Annotated in this window: 23 protein-coding genes; 8 read left to right on the top strand and 15 right to left on the bottom strand. The window is 70.3% G+C overall.

Annotation, left to right across the window (positions count from 1 at the left end):
• Positions 1 to 15 precede the first annotated feature (15 nt).
• Positions 16 to 2,895 carry an AfsR/SARP family transcriptional regulator gene (locus tag WH85_RS01075; RefSeq protein ID WP_281179026.1) on the bottom strand — a complete coding sequence of 960 codons (2,880 nt, stop codon included), beginning with the start codon at positions 2,893 to 2,895 and terminating at the stop codon, positions 16 to 18.
• A gap of 70 nt (positions 2,896 to 2,965) precedes the next feature.
• Positions 2,966 to 4,324 carry a carotenoid oxygenase family protein gene (locus WH85_RS01070; RefSeq protein ID WP_045739668.1) on the bottom strand — a complete coding sequence of 453 codons (1,359 nt, stop codon included), beginning with the start codon at positions 4,322 to 4,324 and terminating at the stop codon, positions 2,966 to 2,968.
• 80 nt (positions 4,325 to 4,404) lie between these two features.
• On the opposite strand from WH85_RS01070, the gene WH85_RS01065 reads away from it, so the two are divergent.
• Complete coding sequence (locus WH85_RS01065) at positions 4,405 to 4,956, top strand: PadR family transcriptional regulator (protein ID WP_045739667.1); 552 nt, start codon at positions 4,405 to 4,407, stop codon at positions 4,954 to 4,956.
• Between the two features lie 51 nt (positions 4,957 to 5,007).
• On the opposite strand, the gene WH85_RS01060 is transcribed toward WH85_RS01065, so the two are convergent.
• Positions 5,008 to 5,703, bottom strand: coding sequence for a hypothetical protein (locus tag WH85_RS01060; RefSeq protein ID WP_157410664.1), 696 nt, complete (start codon positions 5,701 to 5,703; stop codon positions 5,008 to 5,010).
• 1,323 nt (positions 5,704 to 7,026) lie between these two features.
• On the opposite strand from WH85_RS01060, the gene WH85_RS01055 reads away from it, so the two are divergent.
• Positions 7,027 to 8,559 (top strand): glycosyltransferase family 39 protein, encoded by a 1,533-nt coding sequence (locus WH85_RS01055; protein ID WP_157410663.1) that lies wholly within the window; start codon positions 7,027 to 7,029, stop codon positions 8,557 to 8,559.
• A 341-nt stretch (positions 8,560 to 8,900) separates the two neighbouring features.
• On the top strand, positions 8,901 to 9,071 hold the full coding sequence (locus WH85_RS49825; protein ID WP_157410662.1) for a hypothetical protein: 171 nt from the start codon (positions 8,901 to 8,903) through the stop codon (positions 9,069 to 9,071).
• 510 nt (positions 9,072 to 9,581) lie between these two features.
• On the opposite strand, the gene WH85_RS01050 is transcribed toward WH85_RS49825, so the two are convergent.
• The 9 genes from WH85_RS01050 to WH85_RS01010 form a co-directional block, all read right to left on the bottom strand.
• Positions 9,582 to 10,517, bottom strand: a complete 936-nt coding sequence (locus tag WH85_RS01050) for a dipeptidase (RefSeq protein ID WP_083448688.1) — start codon at positions 10,515 to 10,517, stop codon at positions 9,582 to 9,584.
• A 22-nt stretch (positions 10,518 to 10,539) separates the two neighbouring features.
• A complete protein-coding gene (locus WH85_RS01045) occupies positions 10,540 to 10,992 on the bottom strand; it encodes a MarR family winged helix-turn-helix transcriptional regulator (protein WP_052720050.1) in 453 nt (150 codons plus the stop codon).
• Positions 10,989 to 11,471 carry a deaminase gene (locus WH85_RS01040; protein WP_052720049.1) on the bottom strand — a complete coding sequence of 161 codons (483 nt, stop codon included), beginning with the start codon at positions 11,469 to 11,471 and terminating at the stop codon, positions 10,989 to 10,991. The genes WH85_RS01045 and WH85_RS01040 overlap by 4 nt, the downstream gene beginning before the upstream one ends.
• Before the next feature lies 1 nt (position 11,472).
• The gene (locus WH85_RS01035; protein WP_045739663.1) at positions 11,473 to 12,132 is read right to left on the bottom strand and encodes a GTP cyclohydrolase II; all 660 of its coding nucleotides are present in this window, start codon (positions 12,130 to 12,132) and stop codon (positions 11,473 to 11,475) included.
• A gap of 80 nt (positions 12,133 to 12,212) precedes the next feature.
• Entirely contained in the window at positions 12,213 to 13,205 is a 993-nt protein-coding gene (locus tag WH85_RS01030; protein WP_045739662.1) for an alpha/beta hydrolase, read from the bottom strand.
• Complete coding sequence (locus WH85_RS01025) at positions 13,198 to 14,397, bottom strand: MFS transporter (protein WP_045739748.1); 1,200 nt, start codon at positions 14,395 to 14,397, stop codon at positions 13,198 to 13,200. The genes WH85_RS01030 and WH85_RS01025 overlap by 8 nt, the downstream gene beginning before the upstream one ends.
• Entirely contained in the window at positions 14,394 to 15,290 is an 897-nt protein-coding gene (locus WH85_RS01020) for a DMT family transporter (RefSeq protein WP_045739661.1), read from the bottom strand. The genes WH85_RS01025 and WH85_RS01020 overlap by 4 nt, the downstream gene beginning before the upstream one ends.
• Positions 15,291 to 15,323: 33 nt before the next feature.
• Positions 15,324 to 16,235: an LLM class flavin-dependent oxidoreductase gene (locus WH85_RS01015; protein ID WP_045739660.1), complete on the bottom strand. Its 912-nt coding sequence runs from the start codon at positions 16,233 to 16,235 to the stop codon at positions 15,324 to 15,326.
• A 63-nt stretch (positions 16,236 to 16,298) separates the two neighbouring features.
• Positions 16,299 to 16,907, bottom strand: coding sequence for a TetR/AcrR family transcriptional regulator (locus WH85_RS01010; protein WP_045739659.1), 609 nt, complete (start codon positions 16,905 to 16,907; stop codon positions 16,299 to 16,301).
• Between the two features lie 91 nt (positions 16,908 to 16,998).
• Here WH85_RS01010 and WH85_RS01005 point away from each other — a divergent pair, with 91 nt between their 5' ends.
• On the top strand, positions 16,999 to 17,961 hold the full coding sequence (locus tag WH85_RS01005; protein WP_045739658.1) for an NADP-dependent oxidoreductase: 963 nt from the start codon (positions 16,999 to 17,001) through the stop codon (positions 17,959 to 17,961).
• Between the two features lie 11 nt (positions 17,962 to 17,972).
• Here WH85_RS01005 and WH85_RS01000 read toward each other — a convergent pair whose 3' ends face one another.
• Both WH85_RS01000 and WH85_RS00995 read right to left on the bottom strand, forming a co-directional pair.
• Positions 17,973 to 18,971 (bottom strand): phosphotransferase family protein, encoded by a 999-nt coding sequence (locus WH85_RS01000; RefSeq protein ID WP_045739747.1) that lies wholly within the window; start codon positions 18,969 to 18,971, stop codon positions 17,973 to 17,975.
• Positions 18,972 to 19,418: 447 nt separating this feature from the next.
• On the bottom strand, positions 19,419 to 20,543 hold the full coding sequence (locus tag WH85_RS00995) for an acyl-CoA dehydrogenase family protein (RefSeq protein ID WP_045739657.1): 1,125 nt from the start codon (positions 20,541 to 20,543) through the stop codon (positions 19,419 to 19,421).
• 86 nt (positions 20,544 to 20,629) lie between these two features.
• On the opposite strand from WH85_RS00995, the gene WH85_RS00990 reads away from it, so the two are divergent.
• The gene (locus WH85_RS00990) at positions 20,630 to 22,069 is read left to right on the top strand and encodes an aldehyde dehydrogenase family protein (protein ID WP_045739656.1); all 1,440 of its coding nucleotides are present in this window, start codon (positions 20,630 to 20,632) and stop codon (positions 22,067 to 22,069) included.
• Between the two features lie 6 nt (positions 22,070 to 22,075).
• On the opposite strand, the gene WH85_RS00985 is transcribed toward WH85_RS00990, so the two are convergent.
• Positions 22,076 to 22,726, bottom strand: coding sequence for a GntR family transcriptional regulator (locus tag WH85_RS00985; RefSeq protein ID WP_045739655.1), 651 nt, complete (start codon positions 22,724 to 22,726; stop codon positions 22,076 to 22,078).
• Between the two features lie 41 nt (positions 22,727 to 22,767).
• Here WH85_RS00985 and WH85_RS00980 point away from each other — a divergent pair, with 41 nt between their 5' ends.
• The 3 genes from WH85_RS00980 (at position 22,768) to WH85_RS49820 (ending at position 24,844) form a co-directional block, all read left to right on the top strand.
• Positions 22,768 to 23,769 carry an LLM class F420-dependent oxidoreductase gene (locus WH85_RS00980; protein WP_045739654.1) on the top strand — a complete coding sequence of 334 codons (1,002 nt, stop codon included), beginning with the start codon at positions 22,768 to 22,770 and terminating at the stop codon, positions 23,767 to 23,769.
• 282 nt (positions 23,770 to 24,051) lie between these two features.
• The gene (locus WH85_RS00975; RefSeq protein ID WP_245673763.1) at positions 24,052 to 24,693 is read left to right on the top strand and encodes an oxygenase MpaB family protein; all 642 of its coding nucleotides are present in this window, start codon (positions 24,052 to 24,054) and stop codon (positions 24,691 to 24,693) included.
• Positions 24,686 to 24,844, top strand: a complete 159-nt coding sequence (locus WH85_RS49820) for a hypothetical protein (RefSeq protein WP_157410661.1) — start codon at positions 24,686 to 24,688, stop codon at positions 24,842 to 24,844. Before WH85_RS00975 ends, WH85_RS49820 begins: the two co-directional genes overlap by 8 nt.
• Positions 24,845 to 24,847 lie beyond the last annotated feature (3 nt).

The following is a 24,847-nucleotide window of genomic DNA, read 5'->3' as shown; positions in this document are numbered from 1 at the left end:
AGACCCGGCCCGCCGTCAGCGGGACGTCGAATGGGACAACCGGGACGCCAGGTGGTGAAGCTTCGCCTGCATGTGGCGGGGGCCGCCGCCCTGGAAGGACTGCAGCACCGCGCTCGCCTGGTCGAACGCCTCGCGGGCGCCGGCCAGGTCGTGGGTGTCGATGAGCAGCTCGGCCAGGCTGCGGAACGCCTCGAAGTGGTAGGGGCCCTGACCGACCGAGCGGGCCGCCTCGACCGCCCACTTCAGCTCGGCCACCGCGTCCTCGGTCCGGCCCAACTTGATCAGGTTGTGCGCGATCGAGACCCGGATCATGGCTTCCTCGTGCCGGCGGCCGACAGCGAGGTTGAGATCGAGGGCCTTGTGGAGCTCGACGTCGGCTTTCTCGTACTCGCCGAGGTGTGTCAACGATCGGCCCATGCAGTCGAGGCATCGCTCCGACCTGTCGCTGCCGGCCGCCTGCGACAGACCCACAGCGATCTCCGCGTGTTCCAGGGCTTTCCGGTGCTCGCCGAGCGCGGTGTTCACCGAGTGGAAGTTCACGTGGGTCAACGCCTGTTCGAGCAGCATCCCGTGGTCGACGTACACCTGCAGGGCGGCCGACAGCAGTTCGAGGGACTCGTCGTACGCGTTGAGGAACCATCGGGCGCCGGCCAGGCTGCGCAGCACGTGCGCCTCGCCCACGACGTCGCCGCTCCCGCGGGCGGCTCGCAACGCGAACCGCATGACGTCCTCCCAGTCCGGGAAGTGGCCGAACCATTCGAAGTACTGCTGCATGGTGATGGCCAGCTGCCAGGGGACGATGCCGTGGTCGAGGTCGGCGGCCGTGCGTACCGCTTCCTTGAGGACCTCGCGATGGGCGGCGAACCAGTCGATCGCCTCGCGGTAGGACCGCGGTCGTTCCGGGACGACACCCGGCTCGGCCGGAGCGGGGGCGATCGGCGTCCGGTTCGGTTCCAGCACCACCTGGGCGTTGAAGCTGCTGTGCAGGTAGTACTGCAGCAGCCGGGTGACCGCGGCCCGCTGTTCGGTGACGGTCTCGGTGGTGCGGAAGAGCTCCTCCGCGTACGCCCGGACCAGGACGTGCGAGGTGAAGCAGCCGCTCTCGTCCTCGGTCACCAGGGCAGCTTCCGACAGCTCTTCGATCTCGGCCCGGGTGATGTGCAGGCCCTGGCCACCGAGGCTGGCGGCCGCCTCGATCGTGATGCCGGGAGCCAGGGCCATCGACAACAACCGGAACAACCGCGCCGCGCCGGGGCTGAGCTGCCGGTAGGACCAGGAGAAGGCGGTCCGGGGGCCGGCGCCGTCGCGTCCCTCCGGGAAGGCGGCCAGCCGCTGAGAGCCGTCGCGGAGCTCCGCCGCGACCGTCGCCAGGGACAATTTCGGACGTACGCTCAATCGCGCGGCCAGAATCGCCAGGGCGAGCGGCAGCCGCCCGCACAGTTCGATGATCTCGTCGATGACGGCCGGCTCGAGTCCGATCGCTCGCGGGTCGTGCAGGTGCTCGAGGCGGGCCGAGAGGAGCCGCCGCGCGTCGGGCAGTTCCGGAACGTATGCGCGGTGGAGGCGCGCCCCGTCCGAGACCGCCAGGCCGGTCAGCGGGCGGCGGCTGGTGATCAGCACGAGGCTGTCGGCCGAGTTCGGGAGCAGGGGGCGGGCCTGTGCGGCGTCACGCACGTCGTCCAGCACCACCAGGATCTTCTTGCCGGCGGTGAGGCTGCGGTAGGTGCCGACCAGCGCGTCGAAGGTGTCCGGGACGTCGGAGGCGCGCAGGCCGAGACCGTACAGCAGGGTACGCAGCGCGTCGGCCGCCAGCACGCTGCCGTCCTCGCCCTGGTAGCCGCGCAGGTCGAGGTGGAGTTGGCCGTCGGTGAACTCGGCGGCGACGCGGTGGGCGAAGTGGGTGACCAGGGTCGACTTGCCGACCCCTCCCATGCCGTCGACCGCGACCACCATCGGGCTGGTCCGGCGGGTGTCGCGCATCGACCGGACGACCTCGTGCAACTTGGCCAGTTCGGCGGTACGGCCCACGAACATCGGCTGGTCGTGCGGCAGCTGGGCCGGACGTACGAGTGGCACCAGGCCGGAGGTCTCGTCCGGCGCCGGGAGCACCGCCGCGTCCGGAACCGGGGCCTGGGTCAGCACCTGCTGGTGTGCCTCCTGGAGTTCCCGGCCGGGGTCGATGCCCAGCTCGTCGACCAGGCGTTCCCGGATGGCACGGTATGTCTCGAGCGCTTCGGCCTGGTATCCCCCGGCCGACAGCGTGAGCATCAGGCCGGCGTGCACGGGTTCGGTCAGGCGCCCGATCCGGGCGGCCAGCCGCAGGGCGGGAAGCACCTCGGCCGGGCGGCCCGCCTGCACGGCGACCGCACCGGCCGCGACGGCCGCGTCGAGGAACTCGCCGTCGATGCCCGCGAAGACCGCGGTGGCTCCGGCGCTGTCGGCGAGGGTGTCTCCGGAGGGGCCCTCGCAGAGGCGCAGCGCCTCGAGGTACTCGTCGAGGGCCTGGGCCGGCCGGTCGTGGCTCGCGCTCGACCTGGCACGGGCCACGAGCATGCGGAACGCCACCAGGTCGAGCGATTCCGGCCCGGCCGTGAACCGGTACCGGCTGTCCCGGCGGGTGATGAACGATCCGCCGGACCGGGGTGCCAGCTCCGGTTCCAGCACGCGACGCAGCGCTCCCACGTACTTGTGGATGACGTTGACCGCGCTGGCCGGCGGGTCGCCGCCCCAGATCAGCTCGATCAGGTCGGTCATGCCTATCGGCCGGCCTTCCTGGGCGGCGAGCAGGGCCAGCAGGCAGCGTTGCTGGCGGGGGCCGGCGTCGAGCTCGACGCCGTTTCGCCAGACCCGCAACGGGCCCATGATCTGGAGGCGTACCGCGTCCGGAGAGGTCAACAGCGTTTCCTTCGATGTCAGGATGAGGCCCCAAGCTATTCAAGAGGACTGGAGGACTTGTGGAATTCGACTAGACCGCCGACCGAGCAGCGTCGATGTCGCGGTCGTCGACCCAGTTGCCGTGGAAGCCGAACGGCACCCGGCTGGGCAGGTGCACGGTGGCGACCGGCCCGGCGTCGAGGGCGGCGGCGTCGAGCACGACGAGGTCGGCCCGGTCGACGGTGCCGTCGTGCACGACCGAGAGGATCCAGCCGTCGTCCTCGGCGATCGCACCCGGTCGCGGCACGAACGCGGGCTCCATGGTCACGCGACCCGGACCGTAGTCGTACACCACAGTCTGTCCGCTCGTGGTGTCGATCTTGATCAGAGGCCCGGTACCGAAACCGGCTGCCGGATCACGGTTGACGTCGTCGGTGATGAGCAGGCCGTCCGGGCTGAAGCCGGCGAACCAGCCGTACCGGTGCGGCCGGCCGGTCAGCGCCGGGTCGACCCTCGGAAACTCGACACGGTGGTCGCTGATCGGTTCCTCGTTGACGGTCCCCGTCGCCGGATTGACGGTCCATCGCACCAGCCGCGGTGTGGCGTCCCCGGGGCCGTTGATGTCCCGGACGAACATCGTGTCGTAGCGGATGACATCCATCGTCAACGACCCGTCCGGGTTGTCGAAGGCGTTGAGGACGTGGAAGACGAAGGACCGGGGGGCCTCGATCCAGCGGATCTGGTCGGCCGTCCCGGAGAGAGGCAGGATCCCGAGACGGGCGGTGTGCTGGTCGTCCCAGTTGAAGGGAAAGGTCGCGACGGGAAGGCCGGCGGCGCCGCGCCGCTGGGCGGCGGCCAGGGTGACCGGGAGGTCGAGCAGCACCACCCGGGTCGCGGTCAGCGCCATGTCGTGGACCATCGGGCCGTCGGGAACCTCGATGTCGCTGGTGTGCGTGGCCCGGCCGGTGGCGTCGAGCACGACGTAACGCACCGACCCGAACCGCGGGTTGTAGGTCATCGCGTGCATCGCACCGGTGGCCGGGTCGATCTTCGGGTGGGCGGTGAAGCCGCGGCTGAGCGTGCCGTCGCAGTCCCAGATCGCCTGGTGGGCCAGGTCGGGGCTGATCTCCACCGGTGGCTTGCCTCCCTCGATGAGGGTGAGCAGGCGGCCGCCGTGGCTCAGGACGTTGGTGTTGGGCGCGCCGCGCTCGCTCGCGACGAAACGGCTGCGGTACCACTCGGCGCGGCCCTCGCGCAGGCGCACGCCGTGGACCATCCCGGCGCCGCTGAACCAGTGGTGCAGCTCGCGGTCGACCTCGGTCCGCGGGTTGGGGCCGATCCGCAGGTAGAGCCCGTTCAGATCGCGGGGCAGGCGCCCGCTGACCGGTAGGTCCACCGTGCTCACCTCGTCGGCCAGCGGCGCGTAGTTGCCCTCCAGATATCTGTTCACGTCGACCGACGGTACGCTTCAGACCATCCAATCTGGAATATTGAGATTCAGACGATCGCACCGCCACCGAGAGGACCCCGATGCCATCACCCCTTCCCCCCAGCGCCTACGTCGTGCTCGGCCTTCTCGGCCAGCGGAGCAGTCTGACCCCGTACCAGCTGGACAAACGCATCCGCGAGAGCATCGGCCACTTCTGGGCGTTCCCGCGCTCCCAGCTGTACGCCGAGGCCGGCCGGCTGATCCGGCGCGGGCTGATCGCGGAGCAGCGTGAGACCGAAGGCCGGCGGCGACGAACGCTGTCGCTGACCGACGCGGGCCGGACGGAACTGGACCGGTGGCTCGACACGCCCTCCGCGTCGAGCACCGAGATCCACGACGAAGGACTCCTGCGGTTGTTCTTCCTACGCACCGACGGCGACTGCACCGACGCGATCGTCAGCCTGGCCACCGAGCAGTTGGAGGCCCACCGGAGGCAGCTTGCGCATTATCAGGACCTGGTCGCCGCGAGAGGGCTGCCGCCCGGCTCACCACAGCGGGCGACGCTGGAGCTCGGACTACGGATGGAGCAGATGTTCATCGCGTTCTGGACCGAGGCCGTCGCGTCACCCGACGACCTTCCGGGCCGCGACTGATCCGGCGGTGGTTCGTTCACTTCACTTCACGTCACTTCACTTCGCGTCACTTCACTTCGCGAAGCGAATGGTCTGGATTCCGGTGTACCCACCGCCACCCGTAATGATCTTTCCGCCGTCGACCTCGAGAATGCCGTACTTGCCGCGAAGCTCGAACTGGCCGGAATCGCCGGCCGGCTCCACCGTCCAGATCTGCGCCGGCTCAGCGGCTTCACACGTCGCCAACGTCAGCGCGGCGCCTGCCGTGTCCTGGACGCACTTGCCGGCCCTGAGATCCTCGTTGTAGAACGGCGGCCTGATCACGACCCGGTTCCTACCGGCACCCGGTGCGGCGGTGAGCACCATCATCGTCGCGTCGGTCCGGGCCGTGCCGGTGAAGTCGACGAAGCCGTTCCTGCCGACCGCGAGGTATCGGTCGAGCCCGTCGTCGGCGACGTCGAGAAGGACACCCTCGTCCAGCACGATGCCCAGTTTCCTGAGCTGGCTCACGTCCGACGTGGAGGAACCGCCGCCGGCCTCCACGGTCCCGGCAGCGGTCGCGGTCCGGGTCGTCGCCGGCGCCGCGTCTCCGGTCCCTGCCGGTGCGGTGGTCTCGGTCCCGGCCGGGACGGTGGTCTCGGTCCCGGCCGGGGCGGCGGGCACGACAGCGGTGGAGGACGTGGCGACAGGGGCGGCCGGGCTACCGGCGCACGCCGAAAGCGCAGCGACGCCGGCGAGGACAACGGCCCCGGCAATGATCGAACGCATGGAACAACTCCTTGAGGGATTCGACAACTTTCACGGAGATCGTCCGGGCAGCCGGTGAAGAACCACTTGATCGCCGAAGACCGCGATCCACAAACGCTGCGGAGCAGCGGCGCCGACGAGCTCTCGTCAGCAGATGCCGGAGAGCTGGTTGTCTTGGGGCACACCATCGGTGTCCCCACCTTTCACCAGCCGCCGCATCGCCGGAAATCTGCCGTACTCCCGTTGCACGGTTCCTCCCGGGGCTGGTCCGTTCCGAGGCCAGGACCTCCCAGTGGACGATCCGTGCACCTCAGGTTCAGACCCTCTTCACTTACGCCTCGGCGGTGGCGAGCCCGGCGCGGTACGTCGCGAACTCCCCTGCAGGGAACTATCGGCGGGCACAGGAGAAGATGTTCTACCGGCATCAACCCTTGAGGAGGCGGGCGAGACGATCCCGGCAGCCTTGGCACGCACATCAGCCCCCTCGGCGGCGCGAGGTCGATTCCGTCCGGCCTCCGAGCCCGCGTTACGCCTGGCCTCATCTGCTTGACGCACCCATTTCGCAATGGGATTCGGTCCCGCCTCCAACGAATCCGGAGTCCGGACCTCCGAAGCCCCTTGAAGCAAGTCTATTCTGGAACTCTCCGCCTGAACTCGCCGCGGCTTCCCGAACACATCAATGAGCCAGGTCCTGAAACTGCGCGATCTGAAGCGATCGGCTTTGACCTTCGACGTGGGGGACGTTCTCTTTGACCTCTCACCCCTCGGGCCACCATCCGATAAACCGCTCAGATGTCTCCGAGAAGCATCTGAGAACCATTTCAGACCAAGCCGGTCAGAGACATCCGCCATTTCGGATAGCAGCTCCGAGCCTCGCCTGACCCGGATATTCTCCACCACTCCAGAAACAAGTTCACCGGGTTCGGGTATCCCCTGAATCGCCCTCCACAGATCGACGTGCTCCCTATTTTCCCAAGCATCGATGATGCGCGTCGCGTAATATTCGGAACCACCGATAGAACTCTGCGAGGAATCTGGAATTGACGAGGGTGTTCCATTCGGCGCCATTCTAAGTCCTTACCTGATGCGATAAATCGGTGAACCGCCCGTCGGCTGCGCCGTTTTCCCGGGATGCGCGAAGGCTTCAGCACCACACTGTCAACGGAGAGGCGGCCGTCGAGGTTCACAGACGTGAGCAGGCGACGGCAGGCAGCCTGACGGCCGCGCCGTGGGCATCGCGTTCATCGATCGCATCACCCATGACTGCCAGACTTCATCGCATCGGAAGTAGTCCTCCAGTCGCCTGTGCCACCTTGGTCGTCTGCTTCGATCCGAGGAGACCATGTGAACACGCCGTTGTCGGACCGCTGGGAGTCACCCGCGCCCGCCGCCGCGGAGTCGTCCGTCCTCATCGGTCGACGGTCGCCATCCCGATCGGCCGAGAGCCGTCCGCGGCTCATGGTCACCCGGATTCGGCGGTGGCTGCCCGCTGTGGTGTCCGGCGCGGCCATGCTCGTGATCGGGCTCGTCGGGGCCACCCGAACGGTGCTGAGCTGGGACGAGATCGCCACCGCGGACGTGGCCGACCGCACCGTCGCGCAGATCGCCGGGCTGGCGCCGCACATCGACGCCGTGTTCAGCGCGTACTACCTGCTGATGCACGTGTGGACGGAACTGTTCGGCGACGCGGTTCTCAGCCTGCGCCTGCCGTCGATCCTCGCGATGGCCGGGGCCGCCGCACTCACCGGGGAACTCGGGCGGCGGCTGGCCGGCACCACGGCCGGACTGGTCGCCGGGGGACTGCTCTGCCTCGTACCCAATATCTCGCGGTACGCGGCAGAGGCGCGCCCGTACGCGATGGCCTGTCTGTTCTCGGTCTTCGCCCTGCTGCTGCTCTTCAGGGCGCTGGATCGGCCCGGGCCGGGACGGTGGGCCGGCTACGGTCTGGCGCTCACCGGGCTGGGCCTGTTCAGCCTGGTCGGCCTCGTGGCGGTGGCCGGGCACGTGGCGATCCTGTTGATCCGCCGGCGGCTACCGGTGGGCTGGGCCGTCGCGCTGCTGGGCACCCTGCTCGCGGTCGCCCCGCTGATCTGGTGGGGGCTGCGGCAGCGGACGACCCAGCTGCACTGGGTGGAACCCATGACGATCAAGTCGGTGTACGCGTTCCCCGAACTGCTCATCGGATCGCCGCAGCTCGCATGGCTACTGCTCGGTCTCCTCGTCGTGCCGCTGCTCCTCCGGCCGTCGCGGACGGCCCTCGAGATGGCGGCGGCCGCCCTCACCCCGGTGGTGCTGATCTGCGTCCTGGCGTTCGCCGGAGTGTCCTTCTGGGTCAACCGCTACCTGCTGTTCGCCCTGATCCCGGTCGCCGTCGCGATCGCCGCGTCCCTGACCGCGGACCGCCCGCCGGCCCGCCTCCCCCGGCTGTCGCTAATCATGCTGCTCGTCGCGGCCTCCGCTGTCCCCGGGCACATCGCCGTCCGGCAGCCGACGCTCAAGAACGGCAGCGACTACCGCACCATGGCCGACGTCATCCGCCGCGACCAGCTGCCCGGCGACGCCATCGTCTACAGCCAGGGCCGGACCATGCGCGCCGGAGTGGACTACTACCTGCGACATCAGGCCCTGCGCCCGCGCGACGTCCTGATGGAACGATCCGCCGCCCGCAACGCCACCCTCCGGGCGACCGAGGTCGCCGACCCGGCCACCCGGCTGGCCGGCGCCCAGCGGGTCTGGCTGGCGCTCTACGGCCGCCGCACCGACCCGGTGGACGGCCGCGCCGACCTGCGCCCCCCGCTGAGTAGGGACTTCACGCAGGCCGGGGTGTGGAGGGTGAAGAACGGGACCTTGGCTCTCTACGTCCGGTCCAGGAAGTAGACGACCCAGCGCGCCGGCGCCGTCGACTCGTCAAGGGCGTGGATCTCGGCTGCGATCATGTCGCCGGCAAGTCAAGGCCTGCTCGGTCAAGGACCATTCGGCGTTCGATGTGCCTGCCGAATCGGGCGCTTGCGGGAATCGGCGGCCGGCGATTCCCGCAAGCCTCCGACCAACTGCGACTACCGGCCCGGATTGTGCCCGCTGGACGAACTCTGTCCCGGGGTTCCGAAGGGGACGCGTGTGCCCCGGGGGGTTCCGAGGCTCTGACCCGCGGGAGCCGGAACGGAGCTCGAGCTCCGCAAGGCCGCGACTCGGGGGTCGAGGATCACGGGAACCGCAAAATGCTGCTGCGCCTGGGGTACGGCCTGATGTCCGGCATAGTAGGCAGGCTGCGGCGCATAATGCTGCGGCGCCTGAGGCACAGCCTGATGTCCGGCATGGTACGCCGGCTGCGGCGCATGATGCTGCTGCGCCCGAGCGATCTCCACCGCGGCCTCGTGCCGGATGGCTAGACGCGTCTCCGCTGTCGCCCTGCTCGATGAGATCTCATGGAAAGGATCATGGAGCTGGTAGTTCTCGCCGCCCCTGTCCACCCAGAATCGAGTCGGAATTAGACCGTCCTGCAAAAAGATCCGCCTCTCCCGTGCGCTGGCGAATTCCGTTCCGTTAGAAAGGTTCTTCGACCACACGTCGAGGGGATTTGTAACGTCCAGAGTTTTCGGCAGCATCGCCCCCTTGTTTATCGCATTTTGGTAGTGAGTCCTGACGGCGTCACCCATGTCATAGCCGTAATGCGGCATTCTACTTCCCTTTCCTTCGCGCTTCGACCGGATTTACTACACGTACAACGGGTCTTTCCGTTGCGCGGTTCACGGACGTCAGCACTTTCCTCCGCAGCCCTTCATTGAAGGGCTGCGGAGGCCTACCGAAAAGAGAAGTGCCTTCTGAACAGGGAATGTCAGGACAGCGAGAGCGGCAGTCCCACCGCCCGCTGTGCGGGTCGGCTCAGCCGGCGAGGCTGATCAGGCCCAGCAGGCGGCGGCGACGCGGCGGAAGTTGCCGCCCAGGATGGCGGTGATCGCGTCTTCCGGGTAGCCGCGGGAACGCAGCGCCCCCTCCACCGCGAGCAGGCCCTCCGGTGGGGTGAAGGTGATCGGGCCCCAGCGGGTGAACCAGTCCGGGAAGAGTTCCGGGTTGGCGGCGACCTCGGCGTTGACCTCGTCGGCGTCGAAGGAGAAGTCGCTGGAGAGGCCCACGTGTTCCGGCCCGACCAGTTCGACCGCGTAGTCGATGTGGCGGACGAAGGCGTCCAGCGACGCGTCGTTGGGGCCGAGGAAGATGCCGATGCCGGTGATGCCGACGACGCCGCCGGTTGCGGCGCACGCGCGGGCCTGCTCGTCGGTGATGTTGCGCGGGTGGTCCCAGAGCGAGCGCATGCAGGAGTGGCTGTAGATCATCGGCTTGGTGGTGACGTCGCTGATGTCCAGGGCGGTCCGGGCGCCGCAGTGTGAGCCGTCGGCGACCATGCCGACCGCGTTGAGTTCGCGGATCAAATCGCGGCCGTACGCGGTCAGGCCGTCGTCGACCGCGTCGAGGCAGCCGCCGCCGGCCGCGTTGCGGTTGTTGTACGCCGGGAGCATCGTGCGCACACCGAGGTCGTAGAACTCGCGTACCCGGTTCAGGTCGCCTTCGAGGGGTGCGGAGTTCTCCAGGTCGAACCCGACGGTGATCTGCGCGGAGTCGAGGTCGTCGAGGTCTCCGACCAGCCGGAATCTGTCGTCGGCCTCGATACGGGGGCGCCAGTCGGCGAGCAGGTCGGTGACGAAGTCGTGGCCGTGCGAGGGCGCGTAGCCGGCGTTGACCGAGACGTAGCTGCCGCCCGGCCGGCGGTACCGGTCGAGCTGGCCGAGATCGGCCTGCCGGGTCAGGGGCAGGCAGCAGTGTTGTTCCCACAGCATGGACAAGTGGGCTCCCGCGGCGTCAGGTCTGGTTGAGGGTGGGGAGCAGCTTATCGATCATCGAGCCGAGGCACGCGACGTCCGCCTCGGAGAGGTGGTCGAAGACCAGGCGACGGACCTCGTCGACGTGGCCGGGGGCGATCGTCTCCAGGTACGCCATCCCGTCGTCGGTGAGCTGGGCGAGCTGGCCGCGTTTGTCCCAGCGGCAGGCGGTGCGCTCCACCCAGCCGCGCTGTTCCAGGCTGGTGACCGCGTGCGAGAGGCGGCTGGGTGTGGTGCCGACGACCCGGGCCAGGTCGGTCATCCGCATGTTGTGGTCCGGTTCCGCGCTGAGCATCGCCAGGATCTGGTAGTACGCGTGCGGAATGCCGGCGTCCTCGCGCAGCTGCCGGTCCAGGGCGGCGGGCAGCCGCATGAGCAGCTGCGCGAGGTTGAGCCAGGTCTGGTGCTGGGCCTCGTCGAGCCAGCGGGTCACGGGGTCAGCCCGGGCAGCAGCACGTGTGCGTTGATGTCCCGGACGTGCTGGGCGAGATCCGGCAGTTCGACCACCTCGACGCCGCCCCGGCGCAGGGTTTCGACGCCGTCGCAGTCGGCGAAGAGCAGCGGCTCGCGCCAGGCCAGCACGACCCGGCCGATTCCGGCGGCCAGGATCAGCCCGGCACACGGCACCGGGCGGGACAGGCGGGTCGTGCACGGCTCCAGCGACGAGTAGATGGTGGCGGCGGAGAGGTCCAGGCCGGCCGGGAGTTTGGCCAGGGCGGCCTCCTCGGCGTGTTCGTGCGGGTCGGTCTCGCCGGTGTATCCGGTGGCCAGCACGATCCCGTCGCCGCCGACGACGATGGCGCCGACGGCGTACCGGTCCGGGACGCGCGGGGCGTGCCGGGAGACGGTGATGGTGGCGTGCATCCAGTCCCGGTCGAGCATGTCGGTGGTGGGCACAGCGGTCTCGAGCATGTCAGCCGGCCAGCGGGAGGTCGATGGTGTGCGCGGTGTGGTCGCGCTTGGCGGTGAGGTACCGCGCGTTCGCGTCGGACAGGTGCACGCCGGTGGGGATGCGCTCGGTGACCTCGATGCCCAGGCCGGTGAGCTGGGTGGCCTTGTCCGGGTTGTTGCTGAGCAGGCGGATCCGGTCGGCGCCGAGCGCGGTGAGCATCTGCGCGGCCGGGGTGTAGTCGCGCTCGTCCTCGGCGTGGCCGAGTGCCAGGTTGGCCTGGTACGTGTCGAGGCCGGTGTCCTGCAGCGCGTACGCGTCGAGCTTGGCGTACAGGCCGATGCCGCGGCCCTCCTGGCGCAGGTAGAGCAGGAAGCCGCCCTCCGCGGAGATGCGTTCCGCCGCCTCGCGCAGCTGTGGTCCGCAGTCGCAGCGCTGGCTGCCGAAGACGTCGCCGGTCAGGCACTCGCTGTGCGGGCGGACCAGCGGCGCGGTGCCGCCGGTCGCCGCGGCGGCCACGGCGCCCCGCCAGTCGCCGAGGCCGAGGGCCAGGTGTTCGCGCCCGTCGGCCAGTCCGGTGAACGTGACGACGTCGGCGGTCGTGGTGTAGCCGTCCGGGAACTGCAGCGGCACGACGACCCGGGTGCGCACCTTGGTCGCGGGCAGGCCCAGTGTGACCGTCATACGTTCCCCCTAGTTGTTGAAGTTTCACAGACGAGCATCGTCCGCCGATGTTGAAACCTCAAGAAGAATGACAGTGGTGATCACCACCTCCGCAGGTGGGAAGTAATCCGGTCGAGCATCGCTTGACCGGCCACCGAGAACGGCTCACCGAGGCATCCGTGGCCCGCGCCGGGCTCCTGATGCTCGGCGACGGTCACCCCGGCCGCCCGCAGCTGCTCCGCCCACACCTGCGCGGAGCTGCGCAGCGTATCCGCCTCACAGTTCAGCATGATCGTGGGCGGGGTGCCCGCGGCATCACCGTTGGCGGGGAACGCATAGGGGTCCTCCAGGATCTTCGCGTCGCCCGCGTAGTGCCGGCTCATGTCGCGGACCCAATCGGGCGAGAAGTAGACCACCCCAGGGTTGTCCCGGATCGCCGCGAGAGCAGTCGGGTTCCACTCCGGTAGCTCGGCGTGGAACACCGGATAGGCCAGCACCAGCGACGCCGGCAGCGGACCGGCGCCGTCACGCAGGCGCTTGGCGACCCCGGCGGCCAGGTTGCCGCCCGCACTCGCCCCGCCGAGATGCAGATGCTCCGCCGGCAGGTTCTCCACCGCCCAGGTCCAGCCGGTCAGCACGTCGTCGGAGGCGGCCGGGAACCGGACACCGTGCAGCGCCTTGCGGTAGTCGAGTGCGAGCACCGGGATGCCCCGCGCGGCCAGCGCCAGACCCACCCAGTGCGACTCGGCCATCCGCAGGTTGCCGCCGACGAACGCGCCGCCGTGCACCCAGACCAGCGTAGAGGCGCCTGACTCCCCGGCCGGCCGGTACAGCCGGGCCGGCACCCCGGCGGCCGGCTCGCTGACCTCGACAGCGGCCAGCTCCGGGAAGCGCGCGAACAACTCCCCGTCGGTCGGACCGGTGTCCGGCATGTCGCCGGCGATCTCCATCATCCGGACGTAATCCGGCACCGGCGGCAACTCCCCCGCGGTGGCCCGGCCGAGGACCGCCCGTCGCGCCGGTCGCGGCAGCTTTCCGAGTACGCGGATCGCGTACCCCAGAACGGTCGCGCCGGCTCGTGCGCTCTCACCCATCGGCGGTCTCCTGATCAGTCGTGTCCGTCGCCGTGACCAACGCCGGGCGCCGCCGGGTGGAGACGACCGGTTCCAGGAGTACCACCGCGAACGCCGCCGCGGACAACGCCGCGCCCGCCAGCGGCGTCGCCCGCAGCCCGCCGACCGGGATCAGCACCCCACCCAGGAACGCGCCCGCGGTGATCCCCACGTTGAACGCGGTGGAGACGCCGGCCGCGGCCATGTCCGAACTGTCCGGCGCGGTCTCCAGCACCCGGGCGCCCAGACCGGAGGCCATCAGCGTCAGGCAGAACCCGGACACCGCCAGCGACGCCACCACGAGCACCGGCTCGCCCGCGAACAGCCACTGCACCGCCAGCACCACCGTCTGCACACCGAGCACCCCGGTCATGGTCAGCCACCCGTTGCGGGCCACCAGGTAACCCGCCGCCAACGCCCCGCCCACGCCGAGGAGACCGCGGACGAACAGCAGACCGCCGACAGCGGACTCGGGCAGGCCGGCCACCTCGGTCAAGAACGGGCTGACATAGGTGAACGAGCAGAACGCGCCACCGACGCCGAGCGCGGTGTAGACGATGATCGCCCAGTACCGTCCGGCGTCCGGGGCGGTGCCGGTCGCCGTCTCCCGTTCGCCGATCGGCGCCCGCGGCATCACTGCCACCACGACCACCAGCAGGAGTACGCCGAGTCCGGCGAGCGCCCCGAAGGCGACCCGCCAACCGGTCTGCTGGCCCAGCCAGGTGCCGGCCGGGACGCCCGCGAGTCCGGCGACGGAGCCTCCGGCGTACAGGAAGGAGAGAGCGCGCGGGCGCTCCCGGGCCTCGACCAGAGCCGCGGTCGCGGGCGGGACCACCGCCCAGAACAGCGCATGGCTCAGCGCCGTGGCCACCCGCGCCGCCATCAGCGGAAGGTAGCCGTCGACCAGCGCGGACACCAGGTTGCCGGCGATCAGCACGGTCAGCAGGCCGCAGAGCAGCGACCGCCGCGGCAACCGGCGGGTGAGCCGGGTCAGCGGGACCGAGGCCACCACCACGACCAGGCCGTACACGGTGACCAGCAGACCGGCCTGCGACAGGCTGCCACCCACGTCCGCGGCGATCAGCGGCAACAGCCCGATCGGCAACGTCTCGGTGGTGACGAAGGTGAACGTGGACAGGGTCAGCGCGACCAGCGTGACCCGGACCGCGATCATCGCGACGCAGGCGCCGCCTCCACCGGACGCACCCGTGGCCGGGACCGCGAGACCCCGACGCCGGCCAGGCACAACGCGCCACCGGCCAGCGCCAGCCAGCCGGGGACCTCGGCGAGCAACACCCAGGACAGCAGGATCACCACGACCGGCACCGCGTAGGTGGTCGCACCCATCCGCCCGGCCGTCGTGCGGGCCAGCGCGTAGGCCCACGTCGTGAACGCCACCGCGGTCGGGAAGACCCCCAGGTAGACGACGCTGAGCGTGACGCCGGCCGGTGCCTCGGCGACGTCGTGGACCAGCTGACCGGCGAACGGCAGACACGCCACCGCGCCGATCACACAGCCGAACGTGGTGGCCTGCAGCGCGGACGCGTACCGCAGAGCGGGTTTCTGCGCGACCACCCCGGCGGCGTAGGTGACCGCGGCGACCAGGCACAGCACCACGCCGAGGACCGAGGACCGACCGCCGCCGGACATCGAGACGCCGACCACCACCGCCCCGGCGAACGAGATCGCGATGCCGAGCAGCAACCGAGGCGGGAAACCCTCGCCGAGCAGCCAGCCGGCGAGCAGCGCCATCACCGCCGGGCCGACGTTGACCAGCATCGCGGCGGTGCCGGCGTCGACCAGCTGCTCACCCCAGTTGAGGGCGACCATGTAGACGCCGAACCACAGCACCCCGGAGATGACGATGCCCCGCCAAGCCGCCCGCGGTGGCAGCCCCTGCTTGCTGACCAGCAGGAACACCACCAGGACGAGGGATCCGGCGAGCAGGCGCCCGAGGGCGAGCGACCCCGGCGCGAAGTGCGGCGCGGCCGCTCGGATCCCGACGAAGGCGGACGCCCACAGAACGACGGTGACGGTGGCGGCGGCGAGCGCCCGTTTCTCCGGCATCCCCTCAGCCAACCCCCTCCCGCCCGTCCCGCGCTAGCGGAAAACGGACTCGGCGATCGACTCCAGGGCGGGTTGCCGGACGACGTACCGGGTGATGCCCCACTGCTCCTCGTTCCGCGCGATCTTCGTGCGGATCTCGCCGGCGGTCCCGATCAGCACGAACGGCACCGCCAGGGCATCGGCGACCGACATGCCGAGACGTTCGGCGTGCGGTGCGGCAGCCCCCTCGGCGTCGTCGGTGATCTCGACCATCTGCACCAGCGCTTCCAGCTCGGGTGGCGTCTCCCGCCCGGCGGCACCGGTCCTGACCTGCTCGATCTGCCGTTCGATCTGGTCCGGCCGCCATCGTGCCTGGTGCTGGTGGCCGTCCTCGAGCGTCCGTCCGAACCCGGTGAGCCCGACGACGTCGGCGTGCTCACCGGCCCAGCGCAGCATCCGTGAGTTGGCGGTCCCGAGCGTCAGCGGGATCCGGGCCTGCACCGGTCGCGGTTTCTCCAGCACGGCGTCCCGCACCGGTTCTCCGTCCAGCCCGCCACCCCGCACCGGTTCTCCGTCGAGCAGGGCACGCACCGCCTCGGTGAAGGCCAGACAGTGGTCGACCCGGCCGGCCACATCGGGACGTTCCCGGCCGACCGCCCGCCACTCGGCCGGCGTGTGCCCGGCGCCGACGCCCAGCCGGGCCCGCCCGCCGGAGATCACGTCGAGCGTCGCGACGTCGGCGGCGACCAGGATCGGCTCACGGACCCCGGCGTTGACCACGTTCGACCCGAGGCCGATCCGGGAGGTGACCGCGGCCGCGGCGGCGAGCGCCACGAACGGCGATGCGCAACTCCCCGGATGGTCGGGGACGAGCAGGGCGTCGAAGCCCGCCTCCTCACACCGGACGGCGAGAGCTTTCCAACTCGCGGCGTCCTGCGGAACGGCCTGCAGGGAGAAAGAAGTCACCGCCCGAGAGTTCCACCGGCGTGCTCCGTCCCGGAAATGTTTCTGCGGACGGCAGAGACGTCCTTACGGAGTGACGCCGGCGTCCGGTGGTGGCACCGGCAGCGGCGTCGCGCCCGCGGGACGCAGGCCGTCGAAGATGATCGCCAGGTAGCGGCGCCACAGATCCGGCCCCGCGTCCGGGGCGAAACTCGCCACGTGTCCGGGGGCGCACATCAGCAGCACCACGTCGGCCGCGGTGACGTCGGGACGGATCGCCCCCGCGCGGCGGGCGCGGTCCACCAGCACCTCGATCACGCCGTTCATCGCGAGGCGGGCGCCGGACAGCCGGTCGTTGACCGGGTGCGCGTCACGCAGCACCGAGAGGTCGCCGCGCTGCTGACGCTCGGCCGCGATGGTCAGGAACTCCAGGAGGGCGTCGCCCGGATCCGCCGCGTCGCGGAGCCGCTGACCGGTGTGGATCAGCACGCCGACCCGATCGAGGACCACCTCGGCGAGCAGGTCGTCCTTGGTGGCGAAGTGCCGGAAGACGGTGCCTTTGCCGATGCCGGCGCGCTGTGCGATGTCGGCGACCGAGACGTCCATGCCACGCTCGGCGAAGGCCGCCTCGGCCGCGGCGAGCAGCAGGGCCCGGTTGCGCGCGGCGTCGGCACGTAGTGGTCGATCACTCGTCATCACCCCAGTCTAAAGAAGTTGACCCGCCGGTCCGCTTAGGACTAGCCTGACCCTAACATGACCGCAGGGTCCGCTTACCGGGGGTTTCTCGATGCGCGCAGTGATCGCCACCAGTTACGGCTCGCCTTTCACCGTGGCCGACATTCCCACGCCGGTTCCCGGGCCCGGGCAGCTCCAGGTCCGGATAGCAGCCGCCGCGCTCAACCCGGCCGACCTGCGGATCGCGGCGGGCGACCTGCGGGCGGTGGCCGAGCTGACCTTCCCGCACACCCTCGGCACCGACTTCGCCGGCACCGTCACCGCGGTCGCCCCGGACGTCACCGCCTACACGCCGGGCGACGAGATCTTCGGCCACGCGATGCCCCGGGCGCTGCGCCCGATCGCCGGCCGCCACCGCCCCTCCCTCGGCTCCGGCACCCTCGCCGAGTTCGCCGTCGTCGAGGCCGACACACCGTTCATCACCCACCGCCCGCCCGGCCTCGACCCCGCCGACGCCGCCGCCCTGGGCACCGCCGGCCTCGTCGCCCGCGCGCTCCTGATCCGCGCCGCGATCCAGCCCGGCGAGACAGTGCTGGTCATCGGCGCCACCGGCGGCATCGGCACCGCCCTGATCCCGTTGCTGGCCGACACGAAAGCCCGGGTGATCGCCACCACCACCCCGCCTGACGCCGACATCCTGCGCGGGCTCGGCGCTTCCCGCCTTATTCCGTACGGTGCGGAGCACTACCCCGGTGGCACCGACGTCGTCCTCAACCTGGTCCTGCCCGGCGACCGCCTGGACGGGGCGGCCGCGGCCCTCCGCCCAGGTGGCCGCCTCTACTCCGTCACGTTCCCGGCGCCGCGTCCCGACCTGATCGGCCGCGACGACGTGACCGCCGAACTGGTGCTCGACAGCGAGGGCGCGTTGGGCGGCATGCGCGAGGTCGCCGAGTTGGCCGGCACCGGCCTGCTCCGCCCTACCGTCGGCGGGCGTTACGAGTTGGATGAGGGGCCACGCGCCTACGCCGACTTGGCCACCCGCCACACCCTCGGCAAACAGATAGTCATCCCGTGAAGGCCCGTGGGTCAGAGGGGCGCGACGGCGGCGAGGGCCTTTTCGATGTTCAGGCCGGCCAGCCACAGCATCCAGTCGCGGTCCGGGAAGTCGGTGTCTGCGATCCGCAGCGGGCCCTCGATCAGCGACAACACCTGGGCGTAGCGGTAGAGGGCCATCCGGTCCGGGTCCAGCGCGACGGGGTTCAGATCCGGATAGCGGTCGCCGAAACGCATCTCGATCCAGGCGTGGTCCCATTCGACGTCGAACCAGGCCAGGCCCTCGAAGTCGATCAGCACCGGCTCCCCCGCCGGCGTGACGAACACGTGGTCAGGGCCGAGTTCCCCGTGCACCAGGCCGTATTCCTGGCGGGGCCGAACCGCGGCGCGCAACTCCCGCACGTGTGCGGCGATCTGCCCATGCGCCTCCGCGAGCCGCTCCTCACGAGCTGCCGTCAGGTCCAGGTGCAGCAGCGCCCGGTCCACGATCACGTCCTCGGCGAGCCGCTGCACAGACGTGCTCTCGCGCTCCTCGGCGTGTTGCACCTCGGCTACCTTGCCGTAGCGCGGGCCGGTGGTGGTGTGCATGCGGCCCAGGGTGGCGCCGAGGTCGGTCAGCAGACCGGCGGCCCGGGCCGGGTCGGTCTCCATCACCGTTTCCAGCCTCAGGCTGCCCACGTCCTCCACCAGGGCGATGTCGGTGCCGAGATGGCGACCTTCGCAGTCCATGGTGAGCAGCCGGGGGACCCGGACGCCCGCTGCGGTGAGGGCCGCGTGGCTCACGGCGAAAAGCTCGGAGCCCGACGCGTCGGTGAACGGGTCGTCCGGCACCACCGACGAGGTCGGCCAGTAGCTCTCGTCAGGCGCCCACACGTACAGGATCACGGTTGTCGCGTCGTCGAGGTGCAGGCGGTAGACGCCCTTCTTGGTGCCGCCGGTGAGCCGGTCCACGCGGATCAGCCGTCGCTCAGAACCGAACTGCGCGGCCGCGAAATCGTGGAGATCCTCCAGCTGCAGAAACGCACGGCTCATGCTCGCCCCTCCCGTCAGGTCACCGGCCTGCCCGGGGACGAAGGTGGGGTGGCCACGAAGCGGCATGCCCCCACCCGACGCGAGATCCTAATGCCCGCCCGGATCGAAGCGCTCGGCAATTCCTCTGAGGACCTCAGCCCGCCGCCACAAACGCCCACCCGGAACGCCCGAACCCGACACAACACCGCCCGACGCGACATCACTCGACGCGACATCACTCGACGCGACGCCACTCGAGGCGACGTCACTCGACGCGACCACCGAAACCGGTCCGCCACAACGAGACCAGCCCCCGGGCGGTGTTCCGGCACAACGGCGGGCCACCGCCGCGAGGGTGTCGTCGTCCACTGGCGGCTGCGCGTCGAGGATCAGCCGCCCCGCGTACACGATGATCCCGGCCTCGCGGGCGACGGCCTGATCCCTGTCGCTGAGGGTCGTCGATGGAGACTACAGGCCGAACGTCTTGCCGATGATCTCGCGCTGGATCTCGCTGGTGCCGCCGTAGATGGTGGAGACCAGGGTGGACCGGACGTACCGTTCCATGTCGTACTCGGTGGCGTAGCCGTAGCCGCCCATCATCTGCATGCCGGCTAGCGCCACCTGCCGCGCGACCTCGGTCGTCTTCAGCTTGACCATCGAGCTCTCCCGGGGCAGCACCGTCGACGGGTCCCGGTCGACCAGGGCGGCCGTGTGCCGGACCAGCAGGCGGCAGCATTCGATCTCGGTGGCCAGGTCGGCGGCACGGTGGCGCATCACCTGGAAGGAGCCGATCGGGCGGCCGAATTGCCGGCGTTCCTTCACGTACGCGATGGTGTCGTCGAAGGCCCTCCGGGCGGTGCCGAGCATCAGGGCCGCCAGCATCAGGCGTTCGACGTTGAGGCCGGCCATCAGTTGCTGCCAGCCGGCGTCGACGGTGCCGACGACCGCGTCGGCCGGGACCGCGCAGTCGGTGAAGTAGAGGTCGTTGACCTCGCGGCCGCCCATCGTGTCGATGCCGCTGATCCGCAGGCCGGGTGAGTCGGCCGGGACGAGCAGCATGGTCAGGCCGGCGTGCTCGCCCGCATGAGCCGAGGTACGGGCGACCAGCAGGATCGCGTCCGCGATGTGGGCGTTGGAGCACCACGTCTTCTGTCCGTTGATCACGTAGCCGTCGTCGGTGGCCACGGCGCGGCAGGCCAGGTTGGCGACGTCGGAGCCGGCTTCCGGTTCGGACATGGCGATGGCGAAGACCCGGCCGGATGCGGTGCCGCCGAGCACCGTCTTCTTCTGCTCCTCGGTGCCGGAGCGTTCCACGGCCGCGGCGACGATGGCGGAGGTGGTGAAGCCGCCGATCGGCGCCTGTCCGTAGGCGACGTGTTCGAGGAAGAGGCAGGTGTCGGCCATCGCGCCGCCGGCCCCGCCGTACTGCTCGGGGACGGTGACGCCGAGCCATCCCAGGTCGGCCATCTTGCGGTACAGCCCGGGGTGGTGGGCCTCGTCGCCGCGCTGTGCCCGGGTGCCGGCCTCGCGGCGGCAGAAGTCGTCAACGGCTTCGGCGAAGGCCCGTTGCTCGTCGGAGAGATCGACCGTCATTTCGTCACCATCCGAAGGTTCGTGCTGGTGGGAGGAGACATTGACAGCGAACGTAACATATCAAATATCAAATGTGAGGGGTCTCGATGACGAGCACACACATTCAGTCGCTGTCCCCGGCAACCGCCGAGGTGCTTGCGGAATACGAGGTCGCCGGGCCGGACCAGGTCGCGGCGGCGGTCACCCGGGGGCGCGACGCCGCCCAGCGGTGGGGCGCGCTCGGTCACCGCGGGCGCCGGGACCGTCTTCTCCGCTTCAAACGTACGATCGCCGCCCGCGTCGACGAGTTGGCGGCGATCGTCGCGGCCGAGACCGGCAAGCCGCGGGCCGACGCGATCCTCGAGGTGATGCTCGCCGTCGAGCACCTGGACTGGGCGGCCCGCAACGCCGGCCGCGTCCTGCGGCGCCGCAAGGTCAGCAGTGGTCTGCTGGCCGCCAATCACGCCGCCACGCTGGAATACCACCCGCTCGGCGTGATCGGGGTGATCGGCCCGTGGAACTACCCGGTCTACACGCCGTTGGGCTCCATCTCGTACGCGCTGGCCGCCGGCAACGCCGTGGTGTTCAAACCGAGCGAGCACACTCCCGGCGTCGGGGCGTGGCTGGCCGACGCCTGGGCCGGCGATCCGGTGCTGCAGACCGTGGTCGGCGACGGCACGACCGGGGCGGCCCTGTGCCGGTCCGGCGTCGACAAGATCGCGTTCACCGGGTCGGCCGCGACCGCCCGCCGGGTGATGGCGGCCTGCGCCGAGACGCTGACGCCGCTGGTCGTCGAGGGCGGCGGCAAGGACGCGATGATCGTTGCTGCGGACGCCGACCTGGATGCGGCGGCCCGCGCGGCCGCGTTCGGCGGGTTCGGCAACGCCGGCCAGACGTGCGCCGGTGTCGAGCGGATCTACGTGGTCCGCAGCGTCTACCCCGAGTTCCTCTCCCGGCTCAGTGCTCTGGTGTCGGGAGAGGTCCCCTACGGTCCGATGACCACCCCGGAGCAGCCGGGAATCGTCCGCCGGCATGTTGAGGACGCCCTCGCGAAGGGTGGCCGGGCCGTGGTCGGTGGACCGGAATCGATCACCCCGCCGTTCATCAGCCCGGTGGTGCTCACCGAGGTGCCGGAGGACTCGACCGCCGTCACCGAGGAGACCTTCGGGCCGACGGTGGTCGTCAATCCGGTGGACAGCGTCGACGATGCGGTCACGCGTACCAATGAGAGCAAGTACGGCCTGGCCGCGGCGATCTTCTCCGGCGATGGTCGCGCAGCGGCCGAGACGGTCCGGCGTCTGCGCGTGGGGGCCGCGTCGATCAACGCGGTGCTGGGGTTCGCGAGCGTGCCGTCGCTGCCGTTCGGCGGGATCGGCGACTCCGGGTTCGGGCGCGTCCACGGCGCGGACGGGCTGCGCGAGTTCTCCCGGGCGCAGTCGGTGACCCGGCAGCGGTTCGCGCCGCCGATGGATCTGATGCGGCTCGACCGCGACCCGAAGGTGATGGAACGGGCGCTGCGCCTGTTCCGGCTGCGGCACGCCCGATGATCGTCGCTACGCCCAGATGCCCAGGTCGTCGAGGTGTTTGACGAGGTGCTCGGCGCCGTCGGTGAAGTGCCGGACCATCACCGACCGCGCCTGTGCCGCGTCGTGCGCGCCGAACGCGGCCAGCAGCGTCTCGTGATCGCCGCGCATCGACTCCCGCCAGGACGGGTCCGCGGAATACACCCGGACCGGGGTGTAGCGGGTCGCCACGTGCAGGAACCAGCTCAGTTTGCGGCTCTGCGCCATCCGGTTGACCGCGCGGTGGAACTCGAACTCCAGCCGTTCGATCTCGGCGACCTTGCGGGCCTTCGTCGCCCGGGCCAGTGCGCGGTCGGCCAGGGTCAGCTCGGCCAGCTGCGCCTCGGTGACCGCGGTCGCGACCCGGGCGGCCAGCTCACCGGCGATGTCGCCCTGCAGCCCGAAGACGTCGAGGATGTCCTGGCGGCTGAGCGGCGCGACCACGTACCCCTTGCGGGGTTCGAGTTCGACCATGTCCTCGCCGCGCAGCGTCAGCAGGGCCTCGCGCACCGGGGTGATGCTGACGCCGAGGCCGGCGGCCACCTCCTCGAGGCGGATCCGGCTGCCGGGCCGCAGCTCACCGGCCATGATGCGGCCGCGCAGCACACCGGCGACCTCTTCGGAGAGTTGCGGGCGATCCATCGGACCGACGCTATCAAATATCAAAAGTACGGAGGCTGATCATGCGGCTGGGCACGACACTGATGTACGCGGGCGACCCGCGGACGGCAGCCGACCAGGTGTCCGGCTGGGAACGCGCCGGCCTGGACGTGGTGTGGGTGGCCGAGGCGTACGGGTTCGACGCCGCCACGATCATGGGCTATCTGGCCGCCCGTACCGAACGGTTGGAGATCGGATCGGCGATCCTGCCGCTGTACACCCGGACCCCGGCGCTGATCGCGCAGACCGCGGCCGGCCTCGACGCGCTCTCCGGCGGACGGGCGATCCTCGGACTCGGCGCGTCCGGGCCGCAGGTGATCGAGGGCTGGCACGGTGTCCCGTTCGACCGGCCGGTCGCGCGTACCCGGGAGATCATCGAGATCTGCCGGGCGGTCTGGCGCCGGGAGATCGTCACGCACGACGGCCTCTATCAGCTTCCGCTGCCGCCCCGCGGGAAAGCACTGAAGATGCTGACCCATCCGGTACGCGACCGGATCCCGGTCTACGTGGCCGCGCTCGGTGACGCCAACGTCCGGATGACCGCGGAGATCGCCGACGGATGGCTGCCGTTCCTGTTCGTGCCGGAACGCGCCGGGCAGGTGTGGGGTGACGCGCTGAAGCACCGGCCGGCCGGGCTGCCGCCGCTGGAGATCGTGGCCGGCGGTCCGCTGGCGATCGGCGAGAACGTGACGGCGCTGCGCGAACTGGCCCGGCCGCAGATCGCGCTCTACGTCGGCGGGATGGGCTCGAAGGACCGCAACTTCTATCACGATCTGATCAGCCGGTACGGGTACGCGGCCGAAGCCGACCGGATCCAGGAGTTGTACCTGGCCGGCCGCAAACAGGAGGCGGCCGCCGCGGTGCCGGCCGAACTGCTCGAAGCGACCAGCCTGATCGGCCCGGAGTCGTACGTTCGGGAGCGGATCGCCGCGTACGCGCAGGCCGGGGTGACCGTGCTGAACGTGACCCCGCTCGGCGACGACCCGCAGCGGCTGCTGGAGCGGGTGAAGGGGATGCTGGGCTGATGGGGCGCTACGACGTCCGCGACCGGATCGCCTCGCTGGACCCGGTCGACGACCACCTGGAGATCTACCGGTTGTCGGCGGGCCGCGAGTTCCCGTGGGACTACACGCGGGCACTGGAGTTCGCGCTGTTCCGGACGTACTGCGTGCCGAGCATCTCGAAGCTGCTGGCGGCGACCGGGGAGTTCCGCGACCGGCCGCAGCAGCGTTACGACGACACGGCCCTGCTGATGGCGGAGATCGCCGCCCACGGGTACGACTCGCCGCGGCCGGGAGGCGCTGCGGGTGGTGAACCGCGCCCACGGCCGTTATGCGATCACCAACGACGACATGCTGTACGTGTTGTCGACGTTCGTCTACGACCCGATCGACTGGTTGGACCGGTTCGGTTGGCGGCCGCTGCACCCGCACGAGCGGGTGGCCGCTTTTCACTATTACCGGGAGGTCGGCTCCCGGATGGGCATCCACGACATTCCCGACACCTATCAGGCTTTCCGAAACTTCAAGGTCGACTACGAGAAGGCGAACTTCGTGTACACGGAGGACAACCGGGTGGTCGGCACCTACACCATCGACCTGTTCGCGTCCTGGTTTCCGGGATTCCTGCGCCCGGCAGCGCGACTCGGTGTCCGCAGCCTCCTCGACGAGAGGATGCTCCGGGCGTTCGGCTTCGACGCCGCCCCGCGCTGGCTGACCGTCGCCGCCGAGGCCGCCCTGAAAGCCCGCGCCCGGATCGTCCGCCACTTTCCACCGCGGACGCGGTCCGTGCTGGCGCAGCAGAGCCGCAACCGCACCTACCCCGGATATCCGCGGGGCTACTCCCCCGCCGACCTCGGCGCCCCGCCCCCGCCGCCCGACCTGCCCGGCGAGTTCCGGCACGCGAGGAATCGTCCGGCCGGCAACGGGTACCACCCTGATCATGAGTGACGTCAACCCTGAACAGAAGTATGCCGAGTTCACCACCCAGGACGGCCCCGGAGGCGCCGACGTCGACGAGACCCCGGAGAAGCCGGTGGAGGACCTGAACCGCGACCCCGCCGACCCGGTCACCGGCGACGAGGTGGAGCCGCCGGACTGACGG

Origin of the sequence: Actinoplanes rectilineatus, assembly GCF_000962825.1 — a bacterium.
Taxonomy (GTDB): Bacteria; Actinomycetota; Actinomycetes; order Mycobacteriales; family Micromonosporaceae; genus Actinoplanes; species Actinoplanes rectilineatus.
The sequence above is the reverse complement of the archived record's forward strand: the minus strand, read 5'-3'. Positions and strand labels throughout refer to the sequence as shown.

Excerpts from the sequence above, each read along its gene's own strand:
- WH85_RS01065 (WP_045739667.1), top strand. The coding sequence starts at position 4,405 with ATGCCATCACCCCTTCCCCCCAGCGCCTACGTCGTGCTCGGCCTTCTC.
- WH85_RS01060 (WP_157410664.1), bottom strand. The coding sequence starts at position 5,703 with ATGCGTTCGATCATTGCCGGGGCCGTTGTCCTCGCCGGCGTCGCTGCG.
- WH85_RS49825 (WP_157410662.1), top strand. The coding sequence starts at position 8,901 with ATGCTGCTGCGCCTGGGGTACGGCCTGATGTCCGGCATAGTAGGCAGG.
- WH85_RS01050 (WP_083448688.1), bottom strand. The coding sequence starts at position 10,517 with ATGCTGTGGGAACAACACTGCTGCCTGCCCCTGACCCGGCAGGCCGAT.
- WH85_RS01040 (WP_052720049.1), bottom strand. The coding sequence starts at position 11,471 with ATGCTCGAGACCGCTGTGCCCACCACCGACATGCTCGACCGGGACTGG.
- WH85_RS01035 (WP_045739663.1), bottom strand. The coding sequence starts at position 12,132 with ATGACGGTCACACTGGGCCTGCCCGCGACCAAGGTGCGCACCCGGGTC.
- WH85_RS01030 (WP_045739662.1), bottom strand. The coding sequence starts at position 13,205 with ATGGGTGAGAGCGCACGAGCCGGCGCGACCGTTCTGGGGTACGCGATC.
- WH85_RS01025 (WP_045739748.1), bottom strand. The coding sequence starts at position 14,397 with ATGATCGCGGTCCGGGTCACGCTGGTCGCGCTGACCCTGTCCACGTTC.
- WH85_RS01020 (WP_045739661.1), bottom strand. The coding sequence starts at position 15,290 with ATGCCGGAGAAACGGGCGCTCGCCGCCGCCACCGTCACCGTCGTTCTG.
- WH85_RS01010 (WP_045739659.1), bottom strand. The coding sequence starts at position 16,907 with ATGACGAGTGATCGACCACTACGTGCCGACGCCGCGCGCAACCGGGCC.
- WH85_RS01005 (WP_045739658.1), top strand. The coding sequence starts at position 16,999 with ATGCGCGCAGTGATCGCCACCAGTTACGGCTCGCCTTTCACCGTGGCC.
- WH85_RS01000 (WP_045739747.1), bottom strand. The coding sequence starts at position 18,971 with ATGAGCCGTGCGTTTCTGCAGCTGGAGGATCTCCACGATTTCGCGGCC.
- WH85_RS00995 (WP_045739657.1), bottom strand. The coding sequence starts at position 20,543 with ATGACGGTCGATCTCTCCGACGAGCAACGGGCCTTCGCCGAAGCCGTT.
- WH85_RS00990 (WP_045739656.1), top strand. The coding sequence starts at position 20,630 with ATGACGAGCACACACATTCAGTCGCTGTCCCCGGCAACCGCCGAGGTG.
- WH85_RS00985 (WP_045739655.1), bottom strand. The coding sequence starts at position 22,726 with ATGGATCGCCCGCAACTCTCCGAAGAGGTCGCCGGTGTGCTGCGCGGC.
- WH85_RS00980 (WP_045739654.1), top strand. The coding sequence starts at position 22,768 with ATGCGGCTGGGCACGACACTGATGTACGCGGGCGACCCGCGGACGGCA.
- WH85_RS49820 (WP_157410661.1), top strand. The coding sequence starts at position 24,686 with ATGAGTGACGTCAACCCTGAACAGAAGTATGCCGAGTTCACCACCCAG.